Origin of the sequence: Flavobacterium ginsengisoli (assembly GCF_029625315.1) — a bacterium.
Classification (GTDB): domain Bacteria; phylum Bacteroidota; class Bacteroidia; order Flavobacteriales; family Flavobacteriaceae; genus Flavobacterium; species Flavobacterium ginsengisoli.
The window spans coordinates 4,878,435-4,898,742 of sequence record NZ_CP121110.1; the positions used below are offsets into that span (position 1 = coordinate 4,878,435).

Consider the following 20,308-nt stretch of genomic DNA (forward strand, 5'->3'; position numbering starts at 1 on the left):
CCTTTCGCAATTATTAGTACGAAAGGCTTTTTCTATTTTTTGAGAATAGGTTTTAAGATAAAAAGTCTTTAAACCACAACCCTGAATTTTTAATAGTACGTTTTTGTGTTTCGAAATCGACATGAATCAACCCAAAGCGAGCATTGTATCCTTCAGCCCATTCAAAATTATCAGTTAGAGTCCAGACAAAATAACCATCGACATTTAAACCGTCTTGTTTGGCTTTTAAAATCTGCTCTAAATGATCCTGAATGTAGTGCGTCCGTTTTATATCATGAACTTTTCCATTTTTTACAGTATCAGGAAAAGCGGCACCATTTTCAGTTACAATGATTTTTCTGATTCCGTCATATTCATTAAACTTTTTAAGAATATGATACATTGCTGGCGGATAAACTTCCCAACCCATATCGGTAGAAATTACATTTCGTTTTTCGGCACTTACTAATTCTGCACCAATATACGGAATCAGCATTGCCGATTTTACAACTTCACGAGTATAACATTGCAAACCAATAAAATCAAAATCGAAATCGAGATTATTTAAATCGCCTTCTAAAATGTAATTATTAAGTTTTTTAAGAACTGGAAGATCTTTCTGCGGATAACCTAATCCTAAAATAGGTTCTATAAAAGTTCGGTTTAATAAAGTATCTACACGTTTAGCAAACTTCGACATCTTTTGAGTTTTCTGTTGCAGGTTCGATATGCGTGCACGAAAATGTAGTTCCGATATTAGAATCCGAAATTCGCTCTCGAATTATTTTAGCTCCAGCTGCAGTTGCCAAAGTAACATGATGCATGGCTTTTAGGTAATTTGTAATTCCTTTTTTGCCTGGCGCGTGAATACCTAAAAAATAACCTGCTCCCGTAAATACGGAAGGTTCGTTAATGACCATCCAGTTTTTGACACGATCGCCAAAATACTGTACACAGACTTCGACATAATCTTTAAACCACGAAACAGATTCTCGGTTTGTCCAACCTCCTTTTACTTCCAGATCATGTGGTAAATCCCAGTGATAAAGAGTTATCCAAGGTTCGATTCCAGAAGCCAGTAGCGAATCTATGATTTTATTGTAATAATCGATTCCCGCTTGGTTTACAGGATGAACACCAGTTGGCATAATTCTGGGCCAGCTGATAGAAAATCTAAAATTAGGAATATTAAGTTCCTTAATTAGATTAATATCGTCCTGATAAGAGTTGTAGAAATCGCAGGCGGTTATGGCATGATGACCGTTTTTAATTTTTCCTTTTTGAGAAGTAAAAACATCCCAGATAGAAGAACCTTTTCCGTCCGAATCATGCGCACCTTCAATTTGGAAAGCGGCAGTTGAGACACCCCACAAGAAATCTTCACCAAATTGGTTTTTATTCAGAAATGAGCTTTCGACTTTATTCATTCAATCGTATTTTCCTTTATAATTAAGTTGTTTATTAATGTAGGAAAGAAGATTGCATTGCTCTCAAGAAAAGCCATTCTTTGAATGATACTAGAAATTTTAGATTAAAAAGTTTCATAACGATTAGTTTTATATCAAATTAATAAAACTAATGTGAATTTATTGTAAAGTGATTATTATCAAATAGTTAAAGTATGTGGGTGAGGAGGTTTTTAATCTTCCCACCCACAAAGTGTCAATCCTAAACCTTGTGCTTGTTTAAGAGATGTTTTTACAACTCCATGACTACAGGAGCTTAAACCGCGACAATTTTCGTTATAATGATACTTTTTTGCACCACTAGGTCCACAAATAAAAACGTTTGTTTCTATAGAAGAAAAAGAAGTGCAAAAAACAAAAAGTAAGAGTAAAGTATATTTCATTAGTTTATTTGACAATTAGATTGTATTCGTTTCCTTTTTTATCGAGAGCTTTTAGTTTTCCGTGAGAAATCCATTCTGTAGAAATTTCTAGCTCGGGTATACTATCTGTTATTAGAATTCCAGCACCATATTTTCCTTCTGTATTAATGTTTCCAAAAACAGAATCGCCATGAATGTTTACTCCTTTTACATGATAGTTGTACTTATAATGTCCCGGATGTCCAGTTCTGTATTCGTATTTAAATGCAGTATTGACATGATACGTTTTGGCTTCTTCTGCAGTAATAGTTTTGCGGTCGTCTGCTGTAACGGCACTTTTGTAGAACGAATTTACTTGCGGCAGTGGAGGCGGAGCATCAGCTTTTTTACAAGAAAATATAAAAAGAAATAAGAATAGTAGGGAGTAGTTTTTTAGCATAGGCAATGTGGTATTTAGTTAGTTGCGATAAATCTACTTAGAATTATATTCTTTAAAGTGAGTACTTATACGGGATTTACTTCTGTTTTATGAAGCGATAGCATCTCATCGGATAATACTATTTAATATTATTTTCGAAAGGACTTTTTTTCTCTCATATTTTTAGTTTAGTCAATAAGTCTATCGGCTATTTCTTCTTTGTCAATTATTAATTGAGAAGGAAGAATCATTTGAATTTTGTTATCTATTGGGTTCTTAAAAATTGAAAAGTTTCCCCGACAGTTTTGGAATCTAAATTGAAATGCTTTTATTCCCTTTATAAATCCGTCTTTTTGACTTATTTCAAAAACATAATTTGAACAAGATTTTTTAAAAATGCACTTTCTTCTTTTAGATTGAGGAATTAAAAGCCAGTAGCATCTAATAATTAATAAGATGATATATTTCATTTTTTCTGAAAAACAACCATTTGACTATTTGTTGTGTAGCCTGGTTTAGCACCTAATCCAAAACATCCACTATCAGGATGAACAAATGTTGATACGCTTTCCAAACGTACATATTCCCAGCCTTGATTTGTGAAATTTTTTATCAGGTTTTCAAGTTGCTCAGCAACATGATTTGAATTTCCTTTTTTTGGATCGATTGATGCAACGAATGGTACTACCTTGTATTCCATAATTTTTTAGTTTTAATTAGTATTAAATTGATTTGTAATTCAAAAGTAAAACCAAACAAAACCAGTATTTTATGGAAATCCGTAATCGAGTAAAATTTTGAAGAGAAGTTTTCTTAGAGATGGATTTAAACACAAAAAAGAGGACAATGAAGTTCCTCTTTAAAGCATATTGGTTTGATATTTTATTCTTTCTTTAAAATAAAATCTTTAATGATTTTATCCATATTAGAAGGTAAGTCGGCATTTTTAATTTCGAAATGTTTTATTTTCATTTCAGAAAGCCATTTAGTCCAATAAGCTTTTATTATTTTTTCTTCGAAAGGATTATTTTTACTTGGATTTATTCCTAAAACTAGGACATCAAGATCAGACAAGTCGGCATTAATTTTAATGAAACCAAAGTTTCCTTTTTCAAACTTTTTCTCCCAACCATTTGTACTTAAGCCATTTTGTTTAATAAGTTGAGGTGTTAAATAACTGGATAAATTGCCGTCTTTGATTTGGTTTCCTTCATAAAACATATATCCATCGGTTAAAATAACTAAGATGTTTCTGAAGTTCTTGTCAATACATTGATCTTGTACTTTACTGTCGAAAAAATTCCAAATATCTGAGCCAATATATTTATCATCTTTAATTGCCGATTCATAAATAACAGTAGTTTTTGAGGAATAGTTGTCATTAATAGAATTAAGTAACTCTTTTGAAGCGTTGTCTTTAGTAACAATAATTCTCAAGTCTTTCGAAATGGAATTAATTTCTGCATTCTCAGGTTCGGGATTAAAAAATAATTGCATTTTATCGTCAATCTGTCTCATTCTTTTTGATTTTAAATGCTCAGTGAAAGCCTCAGAAATCGATTTAATATATCCTAAGTCTCGTTGATATATTTCCATTGAAGGATTTGGATTTTTTTTAAGGCTTATTCGATCAGATAAATCAACAAGTATGCTAATATTATAATTTTCTGAAACAGACGTTTTAATAGTGGTTTCTTTTTCTTCTTTTTTAGTTTCTTCTTTGCATGAAAAAACTAAAATCAATAATAAGAATAGAAGTGATTTATGTAAAGTATTTTTCATAGTTATTAATTTTTAGAATATACTAAATGTTGAAAGTCAGGATCAATTAAATTTAATTTTCTCAAATGTTCCTCAGAGTAAAGTTCGCAGACTTTGCAAGAGTTCTTCCTTTTCTTTGTAGGGTAAGGCTAACTCGGTGCCAATTGCCTGAAACCAGCCTTCTTTATATTGATGGTGATAATGAAGATATTCTTTTACAGGAAATACGAAACCATCAATTTTAGACTGCAATTCGGATATTTTTCCGTTTATAGCCACGACTTGCTCTTTAAAACCATTGATTTTATTTAAGTTATCTGTTTTAAGTTTTTCTAGATTAAGTAAGTTTTCTTTTCTACCTCTTATAAAAGCTCTGATTTTGTCAATATTTTCAAATTCTTTCATTACAAAATCAAAGACAAGTCCCCAGATAATGTAAACTACAAAGCCAGCAAAAATGATCATCCAGAATTCAGGTTCGCCCAAAGCAATGTTTAAATTATATGGAGATGATTCTGTTGTCTTGTTAAATTCGTAGATCTTTTTCTCAATGATATAAGCCAAAAGAGAATCGAATAAAAAGGTAATAGCAAAAAGCGAAACAAGTCTCAATATATTTTTTATCCCTTTTCCTTTTTGAACCATATGAATTACATATCCCAACCCCATAAAGACAAACGGAATTGTGGTAACTAAAACCCCTTCTAGCCAGCTTGCTTTAAATGCATTTGTAAAAGCATCGGCATCGAAAATCGCAGCAGTTAAGCTATCATTTGAAAATTCTTTGAAAAATGCAGAATAAGAAGCCGAAATATAAAAGACTAAAACATATAGTGTAATAGGCAAAAGAAGGATAAGTCCAATATAAAATTGTGCTTTAAGCCCCTTTCCTTCTTCAATTCCGTATTTATCAGGATTACGTTTTACTTCAATAATTTCGCTTTTTATCTGATCAATACTTTCAGTTATGTCTTGTTCTTTTTTCTCAAAAATGCCAATAGCAGCTTCGGATTTTTTAAGCTCTGTTCTGTTTTTTTCCTGTTCTTCTCGGTATGGTTGTTTTAGTCTATCTTGTTCCATTTTTTGTTTTCGGCACTGATCTTCAAAACTCATATATAAATTTTGCAGGCATGCCTTTAAAACAATTGGTTTTCCTGTAGCTTTTACAGAAGCGGCAAAACCGCTCTGATAATATGTAATTCTAATTTGTTCTCTGTCTTCTTCATTTTCTTCTAAAACTTTGAAGGAAGAATTCTCAGATTTTTTTAAACTAAATAAATGTGTTAGTGGTTTCATAATTTAAGCGTTTAATTGACTAATAATTTCTTCTTTTCCAATATTTTTCTGTACGCAGTCAATGAAGTAGTCCGATAAATCATTAATGTTTTCTTCTAGAAAATCAAATTTTCGGCAGTATTTTCTCAACATATTTAATTCATCATCTGTAATTTTTCCATCTGCCCAAATAATTCTAGTGAGATCGTATAAATACTCAATTTTGGTATTTAAAGTTTCTGGAACAATAAATTCGGTATGGACTGGGTTTAGAAAAAGCTTGTCAAGTTCTTCTTTTGGAATTCCTCTTTCGTCTGCAAAATGATACAGCATTTGAAGTTCTAATACATCAAATTGATCATCAGATAATGCCATTTGATATAATCTCAAAAAGTGACTTTTTAGTTCTAGTGTTATCATGTTTTTTTGTTTAGTTATTTTAAATGTTCGCAAGCTTTTCCATTTCCATCTCCATCCAAATTTTTGTAGCATTTTTTGTTGCTTTCAAAAGTTTTTTGAGCATCGGCTTGACTTTTAAAATCACCGCAGGTTTTAGTAGGGCAGTTTGAACTTGAATTTGAGCTGGATCCTGAACTAGAACCAGAAGTTATCTCTGTTGAATCTCCTGAATCTGAACAAGAAATTATTGAACTGAAGGCAATAAAAACCAAAACCAAAAGCATGCATCCGTTATTTTTGTTTGAAAATTTGGATCTGTTATTGGCATAATGTCCTTGAACGTACGTTCCGTCTTTTCTGTAATATCCTTTTCGATATCCCATAATAATTAAAATTTAAGGTTATAGATTAAAAATGCGAGAAGTCCTGTGAAGACAAATAGGACAAGGCATCCGTTATTTTGGTATCGTACTCCAGGAATGCCTGTTTTAGTAGAATATCCATTTTTGTTAAAAGTTCCCATTTTCGTTCTAAAACTTGGAGAAATTCCAGATTTACTTACATTTAATCCGAGTCCGCCTCCAAGTTTGATTCTTTTTTGAAATCGAAAGCCCATAATTTTTAAGTTTAGTTGATTAGAAATTTTCTAATTGTTGAAACTTCTCTCGACCAGTCCTTAATTTTCATGTCAATCGAAGTCTGAAATAATTATTTTCTTTTTTTGTAGTGATTATTAGTGCTTGAGTTTTTGTATTTCCCACCTTTATGAGAACTACCTTTTCCGCTTTTGTAATGACCACTTTGAGCTTCAATACTTCCTCCTAAGACTAGGAAGAATAGGCTAAATAAAATAGCTAATTTTTTCATTTTTTTAATTTTAAATTGATTACGATTCAAAAGTAAAACCAAACAAAACCAGTATTTTACGGAAATCCATAATCCTTAAAATTTAAATTTTGGAAATAAAAAAAGCTCCCAAAGGAGCTTTATAATTGAAGAAAAAGAAATTTAAATTATTCCCATATCTTTTGTAATCGAAACAAGATGAACTGTATTATTTGCTTTAAAAAAGTCTTTTAATTTTGCTAATCTTTTTTCCATAGCACTTTTGCTATGTGGTTTTGTATCGCTGTTTTTAAAAATTTCTATAATCTCATCCTGTGATGTTCCATCAGACAAATATTTTAGAATTCTAATATCAATATCATCTATTTCGTAGTTGCCTTTTTCTTGTAGTGCAGAAGCAACTTCGGGCGAAATAAATTTCTGATCAGAAGCCGAAATTATGTTTATAGCTTTTTTGAGATCTTCGATACTATTTCTGCCTTTTAGTACAAAAGCATTAATTTCAGAATCCTCGAAAAGAGATTTTATACGAACACTTTTATCTTCAACAGAGTAAGCGATAATTTTAATGTTAGGCCGCAATTCTCGAACTTTTTGAATCAATTCGTCACCACTGCCGATTTTTACTTCGCGATGATCTTTTTTAAACGAAAGATCACTAATTAATAAATCGTATGGTTCATTATCCTGAATGGCTTTTCTTATTTTTAGTAAAGCATCATCGCAATATTTTGCATGTTGAAAATTGACAATGTCGAAATCACTCAAAGTTTGTTTTACAGCTAAATTGAATTCTTCAAAATCTTCGGCAATAATTACTTTTTTAAACATAGGTTTTATTTAGGCATTGTTATTTTTACTTTAAAACCTTTATCAGGTTCAGTGTCAAAAGTAATAGTTCCTTTACTAGACAAAATACGGTTTTCCATATTTTGCAAACCATTTTTTACGATTTTTGATTTTTCGCAACCTTTTCCGTTATCTGTATAGTCTATAAAAAATGTTTTTCCGTTACTGTCAAACTTTACAACAACCAATGAAGCTTGACTATGCTTTTTCATATTTACCATTAATTCTTGTAAAACTCTATAAATGGTAACTTTTTTAATTTCGTCAATTAAATCCCAATTTACTTTTTCAATGTTGTTAATGATAATGTTTGTATGCTCATTATTATAGGTAGAAAGCATTTCTTTTAAATTGAGCGCATAATTTGTTTTAATGTCTACATTATTATTTTCTCTAGAAATTCCTCTAACTCGCGAATAAATATGATCCAGTTTTTGAATTAGAGTTTCTTTAATGCTTTCATTTTCAAGAGACTGAGTTTGTGTAAAAGTAATGGTATTGAAAACATCATTTGCCAGCTCATCATGAATATCTTTGGCAATTCTGGTTTCGGTGTCGTAGGCTGTTTTTATTTTTTCAATTCGATTGCGGTTCTCGTAAAACTTTCTCAAGTAAAGCAATAAGAGAAAAAGCGATGTAATGCCAATTATAAAAAAGATCTTCTGATAATGTGCTTTTTGCAGTGCAAGAGAAGTCTCGGCTTTTTCCAATCGCAGTATTTGGTTTTCGTCTTTCTCCTTTTTAGAATCGTATTTAATTTTGGCAAATTTATTTTTAAAATTGTTTCTAACCTTTATGATGCTGTCATTTATTGCAATATACTTTTTGCCATATTTTACTTCAGATCCATTAGAAATTAGAAAGGTGAGTGCTTTTAAACGTTCATCGACACTATTGAGTTGAGAGGCAATTTCATAAGCTTTTTTTGCTTTTTCATTTGATTTTTGAACATCAGTTTGAGAATAAAATTCTGCGAGATGAAGATAACTTTCTATGCTTCCATATACATCGTCATTCTTTTTTCTTAAGTCCAGACTTTCATTCATAAGTAGAAGCCCTTTTTTATTTAAGCCTTTTTTATAATAAGCAAATCCAAGATTATCGATTACTCTTGCCTTACTTTTTATAAAATTATCGAATGCTTTTGTTTCTAAAATTCCTTCTAGAATTTTAATAGCCTTATCATATTTTTTCTGTTTAATATAAACAACAGCAATATTGTTGAGAGGAGATTGTTTGTCGATTTGCTCTTGCGAAACTTTTATAGCCTGATTATAGTAAAAAATAGCATCATCGTAAATAGAAAGTTCTTTATCAGCAATTCCAAAGGAATTATTGATTGCCGACATATAGCTATTGTTAATTTTTGAATAAGGCAGTGCCTCTGTTAAGGTTTCTTTGCTCCCATAATAATCGCCATTTATTTGTTGGATGTTTGCCATCCGAATTAAATTGTAAACAATATTTGTACTGTCTTTATAAAATTCAAAAGCAATTTTTGATTTATTAAAAAGATAAAAAGCATTGTTGTAGTTGCTCTTTAGGAACTGATCTGTCGCTTTTTCTTGTAGAAGTTTTGCTTCTTTTTTCGATTTCTCAGGTTTGATTAATGTGCTTGTTTTCTCCTCACAAGAAATTAAAAGGAGAAAAATAAAGAAACAAAAAAACGGGGATCGTAACATAAATCGTACTTTCCCCGAATTTAGCAATTTATTGAAAACAACAAATTTTATTTGTTATTTTTTTGGTGGCGTAATATTAGTTTGATCATCACCGGGACCATCGGGTTCACTTGCTTGTCCCTCTGTCGGAATTTCTTTTTTTATTTCAGTTTTTTGTTCTGAAGATTCTAATTCATCAGCAGAGCAAGAGAATAATGTAGTTGACAATAGCGCGCACGCTCCCCATAAATATAATGTTTTCATTTTTTTAAAGTTTAAAAGTTGAACAAGGGGTATTGTCAGCTTGAAATCTTTTTCCAGGTTGGTTTTTAAATGGCAATACCAAATTTTGTTTGGGAAGTGAAGTGTGTAGAACAGTAAGATTTTCATCTATACTTCCCGGAATAAAATCCGTCTTACGGTTTTCCACACTTGGTACATGAACTAGTTTTGTACATTTGCTTTTGACCTGCAGATCAAAGCGATAACTAATTTTGTTGAGGCAAAGTAACAACCGTTTTGAGCCTGTATTGACCAGAAAGTCAGGAAAGTCGAATGTTTTTCTTGAAAGTCAGAAGAAGTTCCAGAAAGTCACAAAAAGTTGAGTAAAGTACTTTAGATAAAGTTTTAAAAAGTTCAAATGCCTATGCCAACCATTACTTTTGAAGATTATAAAAAAGCTATTAAAGCTAAATATGAAGAAGAAAAAAATGGAGAATATTCTAATAATCTGAATTCTCCAACATCAGCAAATCTTAGAAATTTGTGCGTCAAAAGATTTGACGCAAATAGTAATAAAGATGACTTAATTGCTTTTAAATCTTTTTTTGATTTTCCATTTGATAAGGATAAGAAAAATCAGTTTGGAGAGGATGAACTGAATAAATTAGAAGCAGTTAAGCGTTTTCTTTTAGGTAAAACAGAGAATCCCGCTGAAGACACTATTCAACTGGTCAGCAATATTGGTAGATCTTCAGCCAAGACCTTTTAACGAGTATAGAAAACAACTTGATGAGGACGAAAAAAGATTAATTGAAGTGTTAAGGGATACCGGAACTCCTGAAAATGAAAATTTTTCTAACACTTTAATTGTTGAGATAGAAAACGAACATTCTCCTAGTTTAAAAAATGATGAGGTAGAAAAAGATAAAAATGAAGAAGTAAAGCAAGATGAAACTAGAGAACTAGAACAAGATAAACATCAAGACTGGGAAACAACTCCAATAGGGATATCAGATATTTCAACTCCCGTTAAGATTGGAGGGAAAGATGTGGGAAAATCTGGAATGAAAAAATATTTTGTAATTGCAGACTTTTCTTGCTGTATTAAGTATAATCATTTACTTGAGCATGTCACAAAAAGATTGCATGCAATGGACAAACGATCATTATGAAAAAATAGCAAGATCTGATAATGGCTATTGCGAAACTTATTATGATGCGAGATATTTTAATTTAAGAAAAATTGAAGTATGTGATACAACTGATTTTTTTGATGATAATGGTAGAGCGAAAGTTTTTTATATTAAGATTGGAAACTCTATAGAATGCTATAATCAATCTGCGCCTTATCCAGAAAACACGCAAAGATTCTTAAAACCAATTACACAATATATTATCAATCGATATCTGTCTGATAGACCAAAATGCAATTAATAAAAAAAGAAAGGAAGTACATTTTCGGTACTTCCTTTAAAATTGCGTTATAAAATTAATTATCCTCTGGCGGCGGCGGCGTAATAGTGCCATCGCCAGGACCATCTGCTTGTGCTTCGGTTATAGGTTTTTCTTTTACAACTTTAGTTTTTGCGCTTGTTGTTTCTGTGTCATCAGCAGTGCAAGAATGAGTTGCAAAACTTAACAATACAATACCACTGAATAAAAGTAATTTTTTCACTTTAAAATAAATTTAGGTTAGACAACTGTAGTTTAAGGTTTTTTAGGTGGTGGTGGCACAGTAATAGGATCATCATCCGGTCCTATATTTGCTTTGGCATTATCCACAGACAAAGTATTTTTTTTGATTTCTGTTTTAGATTCGCTTGTTTGACTATCATCCGCAGTGCAGGAGTACGTTGCAAAATTTAATAGAGCAAAAATGCTAAATAGTAATAGTTTCTTCATTTTGTAAAATTAATGGGTTGTTAATATTTATCTAAAATACATTAATTATTAGTCATTGTAATAGAAAAAAGAACATTGTTTAAAAAATGCGATTTATGTAATATATTCCTAAAATCATGAAATTTTTTGTAGGTTTTTACTTTTAATTTAGCATTATTGAATTAAATTAATAAAAAACAAACAAACATGAAAAATAGAAACATATTATTCGTATTAGCCTTAGGCGCGGGAATGTTCGTAACTTCTTGTAGTAACGACGATAATGATGGAGAAACAATAATTCCACTTCAAGGGAAGTATAGTCTAAGCCAAACTGGGACAATTGTTGATGGAAAAGAAGTGTTAATTGATGCACCTCAGAATGCAGCAGGATGTAATAAAGATTATTTGGATCTAAGATTAAGTAACGCAGCGGTTATTGGTGATTATAACGGTTCTGATTGTGCTCTTACAGAAACTACTGGTACTTATGTAAGATCTCATAACGATTTGACTATTACGGTTGGAAACATTAGTTCAACTAGTGATATCATGAACCTTACTAACAAAGAGCTTAAAATTAAAGATAAAACAACTGGTGTAATTACTGTTTATACTAGATAAGAATTTGTTTGAGATAATTTCAATTCGTTTTGAAATGGAAAAAGGAAACTCGTTAAATGAAGTTTCCTTTTTTTTATAAAATAAATTTAATTTACAGGAATATAGATATCAAAAGAAGCTCCTTCGTTGTGAATGCCAGAAGCAGTAATGACTCCGTTGTGGTTTTCTACAATTTTTTTTACAATTGCGAGTCCGATTCCGGTACCATTGTAGCGATCTCTGCCATGTAGACGCTGAAACACTTCGAATATTTTTTTGTTGTATTGGGCTTCAAAACCAATTCCGTTATCCGAAACTTCTATATGGCAATATTTTTTTGCCGCAATCAGTTTTTCTTCTGCTAGATCTTGACCTAATGCTATTTTGCTTGTGATTCTAATTATAATCGGAATATCAGGATTTGAAAATTTCAGCGAATTACTAATCAAATTATAAAGCAATTGTTTAAACTGGAACGGAATAATATCAACTTCAGAAGTATGTCCGATTTCAATTATGGCGCTTTTTTGTTCTAATTCTTCGGTTAAATCTTCTTTTACTTCTTTAATAATTTGGCTGAGGTCTGTTTTTATAAAAACACGTTCTTGACTATTTGTTCTAGAGTAGGCTAATAAATCATTTATTAAAGTCTGCATTCGCTGTGCAGCGTTTTGCATTCGTTTAAATTTATCTTTTCCGTTTTCTGATAAATTTTCCGATTCTTTATCAATAATCTGCGAAGCAAAAGTCTGTATTTTTCGAAGCGGTTCCTGCAAATCATGACTTGAAATATAAGCAAATGACTGAAGCTCTTTGTTCATTTCTTCTAGTTCATTGTTTTTTTGCTCTAGTTCTAGTGCATTCATTTTTAATTTATCATCAGCTTTTTTCCTTTCGGTTAAATCATGCGTTACTTTAGAAAAACCAATAACATCGCCTTTTTTATTATGAACCGCGGTAATAACTACGCTTGCCCAAAATAAACTTCCGTTTTTGCGTGCACGCCAGCCTTCGTGAATTACTTTTCCTTTTTCTCTTGCCAATTCTAAAAGTTCTTCAGGCAATTTATGTTTTTGATCTTCGGCAGTATAAAAAATGCCAAAATATTTTCCGATAATTTCGTCTGCTTTATAGCCTTTAATCTTTTCGGCTCCAACATTCCAATTTTCTACAATACCTTTTGAATTTAAGTATAGAATGGAATATTCTTGAACTTCTTCGACCATCAAATGATAACGCTCTTCACTTTTTCGAAGCGATTCGTTAATCTGAATTAGCTCTCTAGTTCTCGCTGTAACTTGTTGTTCAAGTTCATGAGTAAAAGCTTTTTCGGTATGAATATCGGTAAAAGCGCCGACCCATTTTATGATTTTATTGTCGAGTCCAAAAACAGGTTCTCCAATAACGGTATGCCATCTGTAAGATCCATCTTTTCTGCGCATTCTCACATCACAGCGATACATTTCGCCGGTTACGAGTGCATGTTGCCAGATTTTTACATTTTCTTCAAAATCATCTGGATGAATCATTTTTTGCCAAGAACCTTCAATTCCAGGTTCGACTCCGGTATATTCTAGCCATTTCCCAGAGGTGAAAAGAGCTTTTCCTTCAGCATCAGTTTCCCAGATTAACTGCGGAATGCTTTCTGTAAGTAAACGGAATCTTTTCTCGCTTTCTTCGATTTTTTTCTGGCTTCGACTTTTTCGGTAACATCAATAAGCGTCATTCTAATTCCAGAAATCGAATTATCGCTTTCGCGGAGTGGTGCAAATTCAAAATCTACGTAGTATTGATCACCGTACTTTTTATTATCAATAAAAAGCAAAGATTCAGATTCAGAATAGACATTTCCAGATTCGTAAACTTGTTTTAATAAATGTGCGTATTTCTGATTGTTAAGTTCTGGGAATATTTCTAATAGTTTTTTTCCTTGAACTTCACTTTCTTCTTTTTTCCAAATATTATTCAAAAGCACAAAATTGGCCATTTCGATCACAAAATCATTTCCGCGGAAAATGGCTTTTGGAACAGGCGATTGCATAATAAGATTTCGCAATTTCTTTTCGCTTTCTTCTATTTTCTGGTTGTATTTTTTTCTTCGGTAATGTCCCGAATTGTTCCTATTAATTTTGATGGATCATTATTTTCATCATAAAAAACTTTTCCTTTCGCTTCAACCCAATGAATCGATTGATCTTTCCAAATTACACGAGCTTCGTAATTTAAAAAACCTGATTTTAAAGCTTCTTTATATCCTTCATTTCTAAGATGCACATCATCAGGATGAAGATGCGCCAATAATTCTTGATGAGTTAACAAAGATTCTTCGGTATAGCCGTGAATGATTTCCAGATATCTTTCAGAATAGGTGAGATGTCCTGTTTTTACATTAAGTTCCCAAGTTCCCAATTCGCTGGCTTCAACAACAATTTTAAGACGATCTTCGTTAAGTTCGATTTTTTTTCTGGCTTCAACTTTTTCGCTTACTTCGGTAACGGTTACCAAAATTCCTGAAATTGTTCCGTTTTCTTCTTTCAGCGGATGATAAAGAAAATCAAAATAAGAAGTTTCGATTTTGCCATATCGGTTTAAAGGTACAGGAACTTCAATTCCGTGAAACGGAATTCCAGTATTCAAAACATTGTCTAGTAAAACGCTAACAGTTTCTTTTACTTCTGGAAGCGAATCATACAAAGGTCTCCCAACAAAAGATTCTTCCGTTCGATCAACAATTTTGAGATAAGCTTCGTTAGCCATTTCAACCACATATTCAGGTCCACGTAAAATAGTAATACCAACGGGAGCTTGTCTTACTGTATTACGAAACCTTTTATCGCTTTCTTCTATTTTTTGTTTGGCTATATACAAATCTGTAATTTCTACAGCGGTATTCATTACCCCATAAATTTTACCATTTAAATCGTATAAAGGAGTAAAACTGTAATTGAAATAAAAAGATTGCGACTTATCATCGATGACAATATCGATACGCGAATTTCTAGAATGAAAAGATAGGCCAGTTTCAAAAACCGATTCTACTTGTTCAAAAACCGATTGATTTTTTAGTTCTGGAAGAATTTCTCGGTATGTTTTTCCGATTACATCTGGGCCTTTACCCCAAATTTTTATAATAGATTCATTTGCTAGTTCAATGCGCATTTCTTTTCCAACATAAACCGCAATCGGAAAAGGTGCATTTTCTACCAGCTGTCTTATTTTTTGTTCACTTTCTTCAACTTTTGAACGTGCCAAAACCTGAGCAGTAACTTCTGTAGCAATTGCCGCAATGCCAGAAATAGTGCCGTCTTTTTCGCGCAAAGCTTCGTAAACAAAATTAATATAGGTGTTTTCAGTTTGTCCGTTTCGGTTTAGTTGGACAAAAAGTTCATCTGTAGCAATTTTTTTTCCGTCTCTAAAAACGCTGTTAAGAATTTCATCAAAACCTTGTTTTTTCAATCCTGGCAGAATCTCAAAAATTGGTTTGTTAATTATATTTTCGGCTTTTGTATTCCAAAGTCGCAACATTTGTTCATTGGCAATTTCAACAATATGATTTTCGCTTTTAAAAATGCACATTGCCACAGGCGCTTGCATAATATTATTGACAAATCGCACATTACTTTCCTGTAGCGCATCTGCAACAATTTTCTTTTCGGTGGTTTCTATAACCGTTACCAAAATGCCACCAATAGAGCCATCTTCGATTTTTATCGGACTGTACGAAAAGTCAAAAAAGCAATCTTCTATGTAGCCATTTCGATGCAGTGGAACCTTAAAATCAGGAAAACTTACCGCATGTCCTTTCATTACATCGGCAAACATAGGACCTATAGTATCCCAAATTTCGCTGAATGTTTCCCGCGAGCTTATGCCTAATGCTTTTGGATGTTTAGAAACACCAAGAATAGGACGAAAAGCATCATTATACAATTGGGTATAATTTTCTCCCCAAGCAATGTACATTCCAAACGGATTGCCAAGTATCATTGCCGTCATTGTTTTTAAGCTCTGAGGCCAATTTTCAGGATTTCCCAAAGAGGTTTTGCTCCAATCTGCAGAACGAATTAAATTCCCCATTTCACCTTCTTGAGAAAGAAAATAATGTTCCTTGTGTTTGCGGTTCATTTCCAGAGAAGATTAAGGTTGCAATATGAAATTGGCTCTTTCGGGCTGTTTAAAATTATTTTCGGATGCAATGGTAAGTGCTTTTTCTATTACATTTTTAAGTTTAGAAAATTCACCTGGTTTTCTAATGTAAAAAGAAGCGTCTTTTTGGTATAATTTGTCAACTATTTCGCCGTCTAACGAAGTAGAGAAAATGATAATTGGCAGGGCTTTTAATTCTTCGTCATTTTTAATTTCATCTAAACATTCCAGGCCATTTTTTCTAGGCATATTTAAGTCCAGAAAAAGAACATCGGGAAGATTTGAAATATTAGTTTTCAAATAATTCATCAATTGGACACCGTCGTGTACCATTGACAGCGTAGTGCCGATCGTTATTTCATCGAGAGCTTCTTTAAAGAAAAGGCAGTCATCTTCGTCGTCATCAGCCAATAAAAGATAATAATGCTCTTTATTCATTTTTTATTCTCCTTAATTTAGGGTTAAGTTTTCTTTCGATAAATTTAACTTTTTTAAGTAAGATTTCTAGTTTTTTTGTGAAGAATGTTTTTTAAAAGAAGAAAAAAAGAAGAAAATATCATTGATTTTTTTCTCTAATGCAATTTTAATTCAATAAATGCGTTTTATTAATTCTTTGCAGGTTTTTATTTAAAAGCGTGCTTTTTGAGATTCATATTTCTTTACCAAATAGAAGAAACAAATACTGTAAAACCTTTTAGAATCTCATTTATTTCATTCCAAAAATCACGATTTTAGTGTATACCGTATCCAAAAAGTGTAAAATAATTACACACTCTTTTTTGTTCTTGTTTTTCTAAATGGCTCTGTACCAGTTTAAAATCGTATTGGCATGCCGCTTGTAAATTGTGTTAGTGTCAAAATCTCTAATGTGTCCGTTTTTGAAAGGGAGAAGATTTTGCTAAAAGCCAAATTAAGAAAATTAAAAAAGGAGTATAAGCATGAAAAGCGAAACAATTATCTCAGAACAATTTTATGCGAACGGCAGTTCAGCTATCAGCAAAAAAACATTAAACGGTTCTTTTTTTAGAACCAACGAAAAATCACAAAAAGTGCATGTAGAAAGACCGACAAGTCCTTTTGGATTAGCGATTCTTATTGCTACTTTCTTATTACTAATTGCAGGGGCCGTTATGGTATTTCAATTGCAAGACGATTTTGAGCAATTTCATTTTGAAAGAATTGCTTCGACTTGGGGATTGCCATTTTTAATAATTACGACACTTTTATTTTTCTACCAAACAGGGGTTTTCTTGTACAGTTCGTATTTGTACTTAAGATACAAAGCTATTCCATCAGTATCAGATGATTTATTGCCAACTTGTACGATTATCGTTCCGGCATACAATGAAGGAAAACTAGTTTGGGACACTTTATTAAGTCTTGCAGAAAGCGATTATCCAGCAGAAAAACTGCAGACTTCTTGCTATTGACGATGGAAGTAAAGATGATACTTGGTACTGGATGCAGGAAGCAAAAGCAAAATTAGGAGATCGTGTTACGATTTTTCAGCGACTTAAAAACCAAGGAAAACGTCAGGCTTTGTACAGAGGTTTCAAATTAGGAACAGGAGAAATCTTCGTAACTGTAGATAGTGATTCTATAGTAAAAAAAGATACTTTAAGAAACTTAGTTAGCCCATTTGTGGTAAATAAAAAATGTGGTGCAGTTGCAGGAAACGTTCAGGTTTTGAACAATAAAAAAGCGATTTTACCAAAAATGCTTAATGTAAGTTTTGTAATGAGTTTCGAATTTCAACGTTCTGCTGAAAGCCAATTGGGTTCTGTATTATGTACGCCAGGAGCTTTGGTCGCTTACAGAAGAGATGCAGTTTTTAATTGTCTGCCAGAATGGATCAACCAAACTTTTATGGGGCAGCCATCAGATATTGGCGAAGATCGTGCTCTTACCAATATGATTTTGAAACAAGGTTTAGAAGTGAAATTTCAAAGAAATGCAGTAGTATTAACTAATGTTCCAGAAGAATACAAAGGATTATACAAAATGTTTATTAGATGGGCGAGAAGTAATGTTCGCGAAAATCTTATGATGGCAAAATATGTTTTCAAGGATTTTAGAAAAGAATCAAAATTTGGACCTAGAATGCTGTTTTTAAATCAGTTTTTTAAAATTGCAATGACGTATCCGTTCTTTTTATTCATGTTCTACTTTATTGCAGTTCACCCAATATTATTCATTAGTTCAACTTTGGTTGCTATATTAATGTTCTCAACATTTTCGATGGTATTTTACGCAAAAAGATATACGCTTGCAGAATCTTTCTGGGCTTATTCTTATAGTGTTTTCTACACTTTCAGTTTATTCTGGATTGCACCTTATGCCATTGCAACAGCCAACAAAAGAGGTTGGTTGACAAGAGGACTATAAATTAAGAACACTATTCATTCTATTATATAAAACTCCGCCAAACGAAAACCCGCTGTAGTGTCAGCGGGTTTTCTCATTTTTATTTAGAATCTAAAGCGAAGAATAATCTGCCTTTTCATTGTAGTATTGGTGTAATCTAAAGCTTCGGCATAAGAAACAGAATATTTTCTTTGGATGTTCTGAAAATGTTCTGGAAACGTGCTTAAAATTTTGTCATAATAAATATCGAGCTGTTTTTCTGAAGGCATTTCATATTTCAAACGAAGCTGAAATCTTCTCAATAAAGCGCTATCTATTATTTCGTAATGATTCGTTGCACAGATCAATAAACTATCAGAAGGGAAATAATCAAAAAGCTGAATGATTGTGTTTACCAAACGTCTCATTTCGCCAACATCTTTATCATCGCTGTCACGGCTTTTTCCAATTTGGTCAAATTCATCCAAAAATAATACGGCTCTTTCGCGAATAGCCTTATCAAAAATAGCTTTTAGATTTTTAGAAGTTTCGCCAATTCTAGAATCGACCACAGTGCTGAGGTTTACAATAATTATCTTTTTATTTAAAGCATTGGCAATTGCTTTTGCTGTTGTCGTTTTACCGCAGCCAGAACTTCCATGCAATAGAATCTTATTGTCAACTTTAAGATTGTATTGTTTTAATTCTTCAATATATTGATGTTCCTTGATTATCTGAAGCAAAGCGGCTTTATTTTCATCACTAAAAAACAAATCGTCTAAAGCAATTTTTTCAGTATCAATTACGGTAAGATCATTTAGGTTCATCTGCATTTAATTTGCTCGCAAAATTAAGTTTTATTCTGCAATGTTTTCGTTCCAGATTTCTTTTCCTAAAAAACGGTTTCCAAAGATCGAAGTGCCAATTCTCACCATATTAGAACCCTCTACAATGGCGAGTTCTAAATCTTGAGACATTCCCATAGAAAGTTTCAAATCTTGTAAACCTTCAATTCCTTCAGAATATATTTCATCTCTTATGGTTCTTAAAAGTCGTAAAGACGGAATCATTTTTTCTTTTTCAACATCCAAAAGCCCAATACTCATTAAACCTTTAATATTTAAAGTTTCGTATGTTTTTATTTTTTTAATGAAAGACAAAACATTTTCTGGCGCCAATCCGAATTTGCTTTCTTCGTAGGAAGTATTGACTTGCACAAAAACATCCAATTTTCTATTTTGGTTTTGAAGTTGTTTGTGTAACTCATCGGCCAGATTAATTCGGTCTAGAGATTGAATACAAGTTACATATTTCAAAACATCTTTTACTTTATTCGTTTGAAGATGTCCAATAAAATGACGTTCGACAGGAAGACTTTTCAAAACATCATTTTTATCTCGCAATTCCTGCATTTTATTTTCCCCCATTAAAGTCTCGCCAGCCTCGATTGCAATTCGTATTTGCTCAGCTGGAACAGTTTTGGTCGCTAATAAAAGCTGAACATCTTCAGGATTTCTTCCAGCAATTCTGCAAGCACTTTCAATGCGTTGATGCACTTTAATCAAATTAAAAATAATATCGTTTTTCATACTGCAAAATTAAATCTAAACCATAAAATCATACTGGACCAGTACATTTCAAAAAATGAAAAAACTGGATGATTTTAAACTTTTAAATCCAGAATAAATTTGCATAGAGAAAAAAAACTTAGCACCTTATAAAAAATGAAAATAGCAGTTTGGGATACCTACGTAACCCGCAAAGATGGAAAAATTATGCATTTTGATATTTTGGTTGACGAAAATGTTAACGATGCAGAACAAGTGTACGAATACGGAAAATTATATCTGAAAAGTGTAGATGAGGAAGGACAAACATTATCTTCTAAAGAATGCCGTTTCTGCCACATTGATAAAGCGCCAATCGAAGTAGAAAATCAAGTTCGGGAAAATGGTTTTTCTATTATTGAAATGGAAAATTGTAATTAAATGAATGCGGATAAAACAGATTTGCTATCGCGAAAACGCTGATTCGACGGATTTTAAAATCAGTTTTTTTCCGCGTTTTTGCAATAGCAAATCCGTAAAATCTGCGTTT

Annotated in this window: 25 protein-coding genes and 2 pseudogenes; 6 read left to right on the top strand and 21 right to left on the bottom strand. The window is 32.1% G+C overall.

Going from position 1 to position 20,308, the window contains the following annotated elements; translation table 11 throughout:
* Nucleotides 1–52 precede the first annotated feature (52 nt).
* The 13 genes and pseudogenes from P5P87_RS23205 to P5P87_RS23265 all read right to left on the bottom strand — a co-directional run bounded on the left by P5P87_RS23205 (nucleotide 53) and on the right by P5P87_RS23265 (nucleotide 9,280).
* Nucleotides 53–1,406 (bottom strand): annotated as a pseudogene (locus P5P87_RS23205) (GH1 family beta-glucosidase).
* Between the two features lie 426 nt (nucleotides 1,407–1,832).
* The gene (locus tag P5P87_RS23210; protein WP_198856600.1) at nucleotides 1,833–2,246 is read right to left on the bottom strand and encodes a hypothetical protein; all 414 of its coding nucleotides are present in this window, start codon (nucleotides 2,244–2,246) and stop codon (nucleotides 1,833–1,835) included.
* A 167-nt stretch (nucleotides 2,247–2,413) separates the two neighbouring features.
* The gene (gene yidD, locus P5P87_RS23215) at nucleotides 2,414–2,695 is read right to left on the bottom strand and encodes a membrane protein insertion efficiency factor YidD (protein ID WP_198856599.1); all 282 of its coding nucleotides are present in this window, start codon (nucleotides 2,693–2,695) and stop codon (nucleotides 2,414–2,416) included.
* Entirely contained in the window at nucleotides 2,692–2,925 is a 234-nt protein-coding gene (locus P5P87_RS23220; RefSeq protein ID WP_198856598.1) for a hypothetical protein, read from the bottom strand. Before P5P87_RS23220 ends, yidD begins: the two co-directional genes overlap by 4 nt.
* A gap of 182 nt (nucleotides 2,926–3,107) precedes the next feature.
* Nucleotides 3,108–4,007 (bottom strand): hypothetical protein, encoded by a 900-nt coding sequence (locus P5P87_RS23225; protein WP_198856597.1) that lies wholly within the window; start codon nucleotides 4,005–4,007, stop codon nucleotides 3,108–3,110.
* A gap of 72 nt (nucleotides 4,008–4,079) precedes the next feature.
* Nucleotides 4,080–5,282, bottom strand: a complete 1,203-nt coding sequence (locus P5P87_RS23230; RefSeq protein WP_278020743.1) for an ABC transporter permease — start codon at nucleotides 5,280–5,282, stop codon at nucleotides 4,080–4,082.
* A gap of 3 nt (nucleotides 5,283–5,285) precedes the next feature.
* Entirely contained in the window at nucleotides 5,286–5,651 is a 366-nt protein-coding gene (locus P5P87_RS23235) for a tellurite resistance TerB family protein (protein ID WP_340696589.1), read from the bottom strand.
* Between the two features lie 44 nt (nucleotides 5,652–5,695).
* Entirely contained in the window at nucleotides 5,696–6,043 is a 348-nt protein-coding gene (locus P5P87_RS23240; protein WP_278020744.1) for an excalibur calcium-binding domain-containing protein, read from the bottom strand.
* 5 nt (nucleotides 6,044–6,048) lie between these two features.
* Nucleotides 6,049–6,276, bottom strand: a complete 228-nt coding sequence (locus P5P87_RS23245) for a DUF4236 domain-containing protein (protein ID WP_198856594.1) — start codon at nucleotides 6,274–6,276, stop codon at nucleotides 6,049–6,051.
* 92 nt (nucleotides 6,277–6,368) lie between these two features.
* A complete protein-coding gene (locus P5P87_RS23250; protein WP_278020745.1) occupies nucleotides 6,369–6,527 on the bottom strand; it encodes a hypothetical protein in 159 nt (52 codons plus the stop codon).
* Between the two features lie 141 nt (nucleotides 6,528–6,668).
* Complete coding sequence (locus P5P87_RS23255) at nucleotides 6,669–7,337, bottom strand: response regulator (RefSeq protein ID WP_278020746.1); 669 nt, start codon at nucleotides 7,335–7,337, stop codon at nucleotides 6,669–6,671.
* Between the two features lie 5 nt (nucleotides 7,338–7,342).
* Nucleotides 7,343–8,797: a tetratricopeptide repeat-containing sensor histidine kinase gene (locus P5P87_RS23260; protein WP_340696590.1), complete on the bottom strand. Its 1,455-nt coding sequence runs from the start codon at nucleotides 8,795–8,797 to the stop codon at nucleotides 7,343–7,345.
* A gap of 294 nt (nucleotides 8,798–9,091) precedes the next feature.
* Nucleotides 9,092–9,280 (bottom strand): hypothetical protein, encoded by a 189-nt coding sequence (locus tag P5P87_RS23265; protein WP_198856709.1) that lies wholly within the window; start codon nucleotides 9,278–9,280, stop codon nucleotides 9,092–9,094.
* A gap of 382 nt (nucleotides 9,281–9,662) precedes the next feature.
* Between P5P87_RS23265 and P5P87_RS23270 the strand changes: the two genes are divergently transcribed.
* Genes P5P87_RS23270 through P5P87_RS23280 form a run of 3 tightly spaced genes read left to right on the top strand, consistent with a single transcriptional unit; the run spans nucleotide 9,663 to nucleotide 10,672 of the window.
* Nucleotides 9,663–10,007: a hypothetical protein gene (locus tag P5P87_RS23270; protein ID WP_278020748.1), complete on the top strand. Its 345-nt coding sequence runs from the start codon at nucleotides 9,663–9,665 to the stop codon at nucleotides 10,005–10,007.
* Entirely contained in the window at nucleotides 9,979–10,410 is a 432-nt protein-coding gene (locus tag P5P87_RS23275; RefSeq protein WP_278020749.1) for a hypothetical protein, read from the top strand. The genes P5P87_RS23270 and P5P87_RS23275 overlap by 29 nt, the downstream gene beginning before the upstream one ends.
* Nucleotides 10,385–10,672: a hypothetical protein gene (locus tag P5P87_RS23280; protein ID WP_278020750.1), complete on the top strand. Its 288-nt coding sequence runs from the start codon at nucleotides 10,385–10,387 to the stop codon at nucleotides 10,670–10,672. Before P5P87_RS23275 ends, P5P87_RS23280 begins: the two co-directional genes overlap by 26 nt.
* Nucleotides 10,673–10,727: 55 nt before the next feature.
* On the opposite strand, the gene P5P87_RS23285 is transcribed toward P5P87_RS23280, so the two are convergent.
* The gene (locus P5P87_RS23285; protein WP_198856589.1) at nucleotides 10,728–10,913 is read right to left on the bottom strand and encodes a hypothetical protein; all 186 of its coding nucleotides are present in this window, start codon (nucleotides 10,911–10,913) and stop codon (nucleotides 10,728–10,730) included.
* Nucleotides 10,914–10,945: 32 nt separating this feature from the next.
* Entirely contained in the window at nucleotides 10,946–11,140 is a 195-nt protein-coding gene (locus tag P5P87_RS23290) for a hypothetical protein (protein WP_198856588.1), read from the bottom strand.
* Nucleotides 11,141–11,326: 186 nt separating this feature from the next.
* Between P5P87_RS23290 and P5P87_RS23295 the strand changes: the two genes are divergently transcribed.
* Nucleotides 11,327–11,743: a lipocalin family protein gene (locus P5P87_RS23295; RefSeq protein ID WP_198856587.1), complete on the top strand. Its 417-nt coding sequence runs from the start codon at nucleotides 11,327–11,329 to the stop codon at nucleotides 11,741–11,743.
* Nucleotides 11,744–11,829: 86 nt separating this feature from the next.
* On the opposite strand, the gene P5P87_RS23300 is transcribed toward P5P87_RS23295, so the two are convergent.
* The 4 genes from P5P87_RS23300 to P5P87_RS23315 are packed head-to-tail and all read right to left on the bottom strand — an operon-like array spanning nucleotide 11,830 to nucleotide 16,306.
* Nucleotides 11,830–13,404 carry a PAS domain-containing sensor histidine kinase gene (locus tag P5P87_RS23300; protein ID WP_340696700.1) on the bottom strand — a complete coding sequence of 525 codons (1,575 nt, stop codon included), beginning with the start codon at nucleotides 13,402–13,404 and terminating at the stop codon, nucleotides 11,830–11,832.
* On the bottom strand, nucleotides 13,350–13,778 hold the full coding sequence (locus P5P87_RS23305; protein ID WP_278020751.1) for a PAS domain-containing protein: 429 nt from the start codon (nucleotides 13,776–13,778) through the stop codon (nucleotides 13,350–13,352). Before P5P87_RS23305 ends, P5P87_RS23300 begins: the two co-directional genes overlap by 55 nt.
* Before the next feature lie 17 nt (nucleotides 13,779–13,795).
* Nucleotides 13,796–15,847, bottom strand: a complete 2,052-nt coding sequence (locus tag P5P87_RS23310) for a PAS domain-containing protein (protein ID WP_278020752.1) — start codon at nucleotides 15,845–15,847, stop codon at nucleotides 13,796–13,798.
* 12 nt (nucleotides 15,848–15,859) lie between these two features.
* Nucleotides 15,860–16,306, bottom strand: a complete 447-nt coding sequence (locus tag P5P87_RS23315; protein WP_198856585.1) for a response regulator — start codon at nucleotides 16,304–16,306, stop codon at nucleotides 15,860–15,862.
* Between the two features lie 500 nt (nucleotides 16,307–16,806).
* Here P5P87_RS23315 and P5P87_RS23320 point away from each other — a divergent pair.
* Nucleotides 16,807–18,253: pseudogene (locus P5P87_RS23320) on the top strand (glycosyltransferase family 2 protein).
* Nucleotides 18,254–18,336: 83 nt separating this feature from the next.
* Here the strand turns inward: P5P87_RS23320 and P5P87_RS23325 are convergent.
* A complete protein-coding gene (locus tag P5P87_RS23325) occupies nucleotides 18,337–19,038 on the bottom strand; it encodes an AAA family ATPase (protein ID WP_278020753.1) in 702 nt (233 codons plus the stop codon).
* A 30-nt stretch (nucleotides 19,039–19,068) separates the two neighbouring features.
* Entirely contained in the window at nucleotides 19,069–19,800 is a 732-nt protein-coding gene (locus tag P5P87_RS23330) for a YggS family pyridoxal phosphate-dependent enzyme (RefSeq protein WP_278020754.1), read from the bottom strand.
* Between the two features lie 135 nt (nucleotides 19,801–19,935).
* Here P5P87_RS23330 and P5P87_RS23335 point away from each other — a divergent pair, with 135 nt between their 5' ends.
* Complete coding sequence (locus P5P87_RS23335; protein WP_198856581.1) at nucleotides 19,936–20,199, top strand: DUF2024 family protein; 264 nt, start codon at nucleotides 19,936–19,938, stop codon at nucleotides 20,197–20,199.
* Nucleotides 20,200–20,308: the final 109 nt, after the last annotated feature.

Bases quoted from the DNA above. Each gene is read 5' to 3' on its own strand.
- P5P87_RS23210 (WP_198856600.1), bottom strand. From the start codon at position 2,246: ATGCTAAAAAACTACTCCCTACTATTCTTATTTCTTTTTATATTTTCT.
- yidD (WP_198856599.1), bottom strand. From the start codon at position 2,695: ATGAAATATATCATCTTATTAATTATTAGATGCTACTGGCTTTTAATT.
- P5P87_RS23220 (WP_198856598.1), bottom strand. From the start codon at position 2,925: ATGGAATACAAGGTAGTACCATTCGTTGCATCAATCGATCCAAAAAAA.
- P5P87_RS23225 (WP_198856597.1), bottom strand. From the start codon at position 4,007: ATGAAAAATACTTTACATAAATCACTTCTATTCTTATTATTGATTTTA.
- P5P87_RS23230 (WP_278020743.1), bottom strand. From the start codon at position 5,282: ATGAAACCACTAACACATTTATTTAGTTTAAAAAAATCTGAGAATTCT.
- P5P87_RS23240 (WP_278020744.1), bottom strand. From the start codon at position 6,043: ATGGGATATCGAAAAGGATATTACAGAAAAGACGGAACGTACGTTCAA.
- P5P87_RS23245 (WP_198856594.1), bottom strand. From the start codon at position 6,276: ATGGGCTTTCGATTTCAAAAAAGAATCAAACTTGGAGGCGGACTCGGA.
- P5P87_RS23250 (WP_278020745.1), bottom strand. From the start codon at position 6,527: ATGAAAAAATTAGCTATTTTATTTAGCCTATTCTTCCTAGTCTTAGGA.
- P5P87_RS23255 (WP_278020746.1), bottom strand. From the start codon at position 7,337: ATGTTTAAAAAAGTAATTATTGCCGAAGATTTTGAAGAATTCAATTTA.
- P5P87_RS23260 (WP_340696590.1), bottom strand. From the start codon at position 8,797: ATGGCAAACATCCAACAAATAAATGGCGATTATTATGGGAGCAAAGAA.
- P5P87_RS23265 (WP_198856709.1), bottom strand. From the start codon at position 9,280: ATGAAAACATTATATTTATGGGGAGCGTGCGCGCTATTGTCAACTACA.
- P5P87_RS23270 (WP_278020748.1), top strand. From the start codon at position 9,663: ATGCCAACCATTACTTTTGAAGATTATAAAAAAGCTATTAAAGCTAAA.
- P5P87_RS23280 (WP_278020750.1), top strand. From the start codon at position 10,385: ATGCAATGGACAAACGATCATTATGAAAAAATAGCAAGATCTGATAAT.
- P5P87_RS23290 (WP_198856588.1), bottom strand. From the start codon at position 11,140: ATGAAGAAACTATTACTATTTAGCATTTTTGCTCTATTAAATTTTGCA.
- P5P87_RS23295 (WP_198856587.1), top strand. From the start codon at position 11,327: ATGAAAAATAGAAACATATTATTCGTATTAGCCTTAGGCGCGGGAATG.
- P5P87_RS23310 (WP_278020752.1), bottom strand. From the start codon at position 15,847: ATGAACCGCAAACACAAGGAACATTATTTTCTTTCTCAAGAAGGTGAA.
- P5P87_RS23315 (WP_198856585.1), bottom strand. From the start codon at position 16,306: ATGAATAAAGAGCATTATTATCTTTTATTGGCTGATGACGACGAAGAT.
- P5P87_RS23325 (WP_278020753.1), bottom strand. From the start codon at position 19,038: ATGAACCTAAATGATCTTACCGTAATTGATACTGAAAAAATTGCTTTA.
- P5P87_RS23330 (WP_278020754.1), bottom strand. From the start codon at position 19,800: ATGAAAAACGATATTATTTTTAATTTGATTAAAGTGCATCAACGCATT.
- P5P87_RS23335 (WP_198856581.1), top strand. From the start codon at position 19,936: ATGAAAATAGCAGTTTGGGATACCTACGTAACCCGCAAAGATGGAAAA.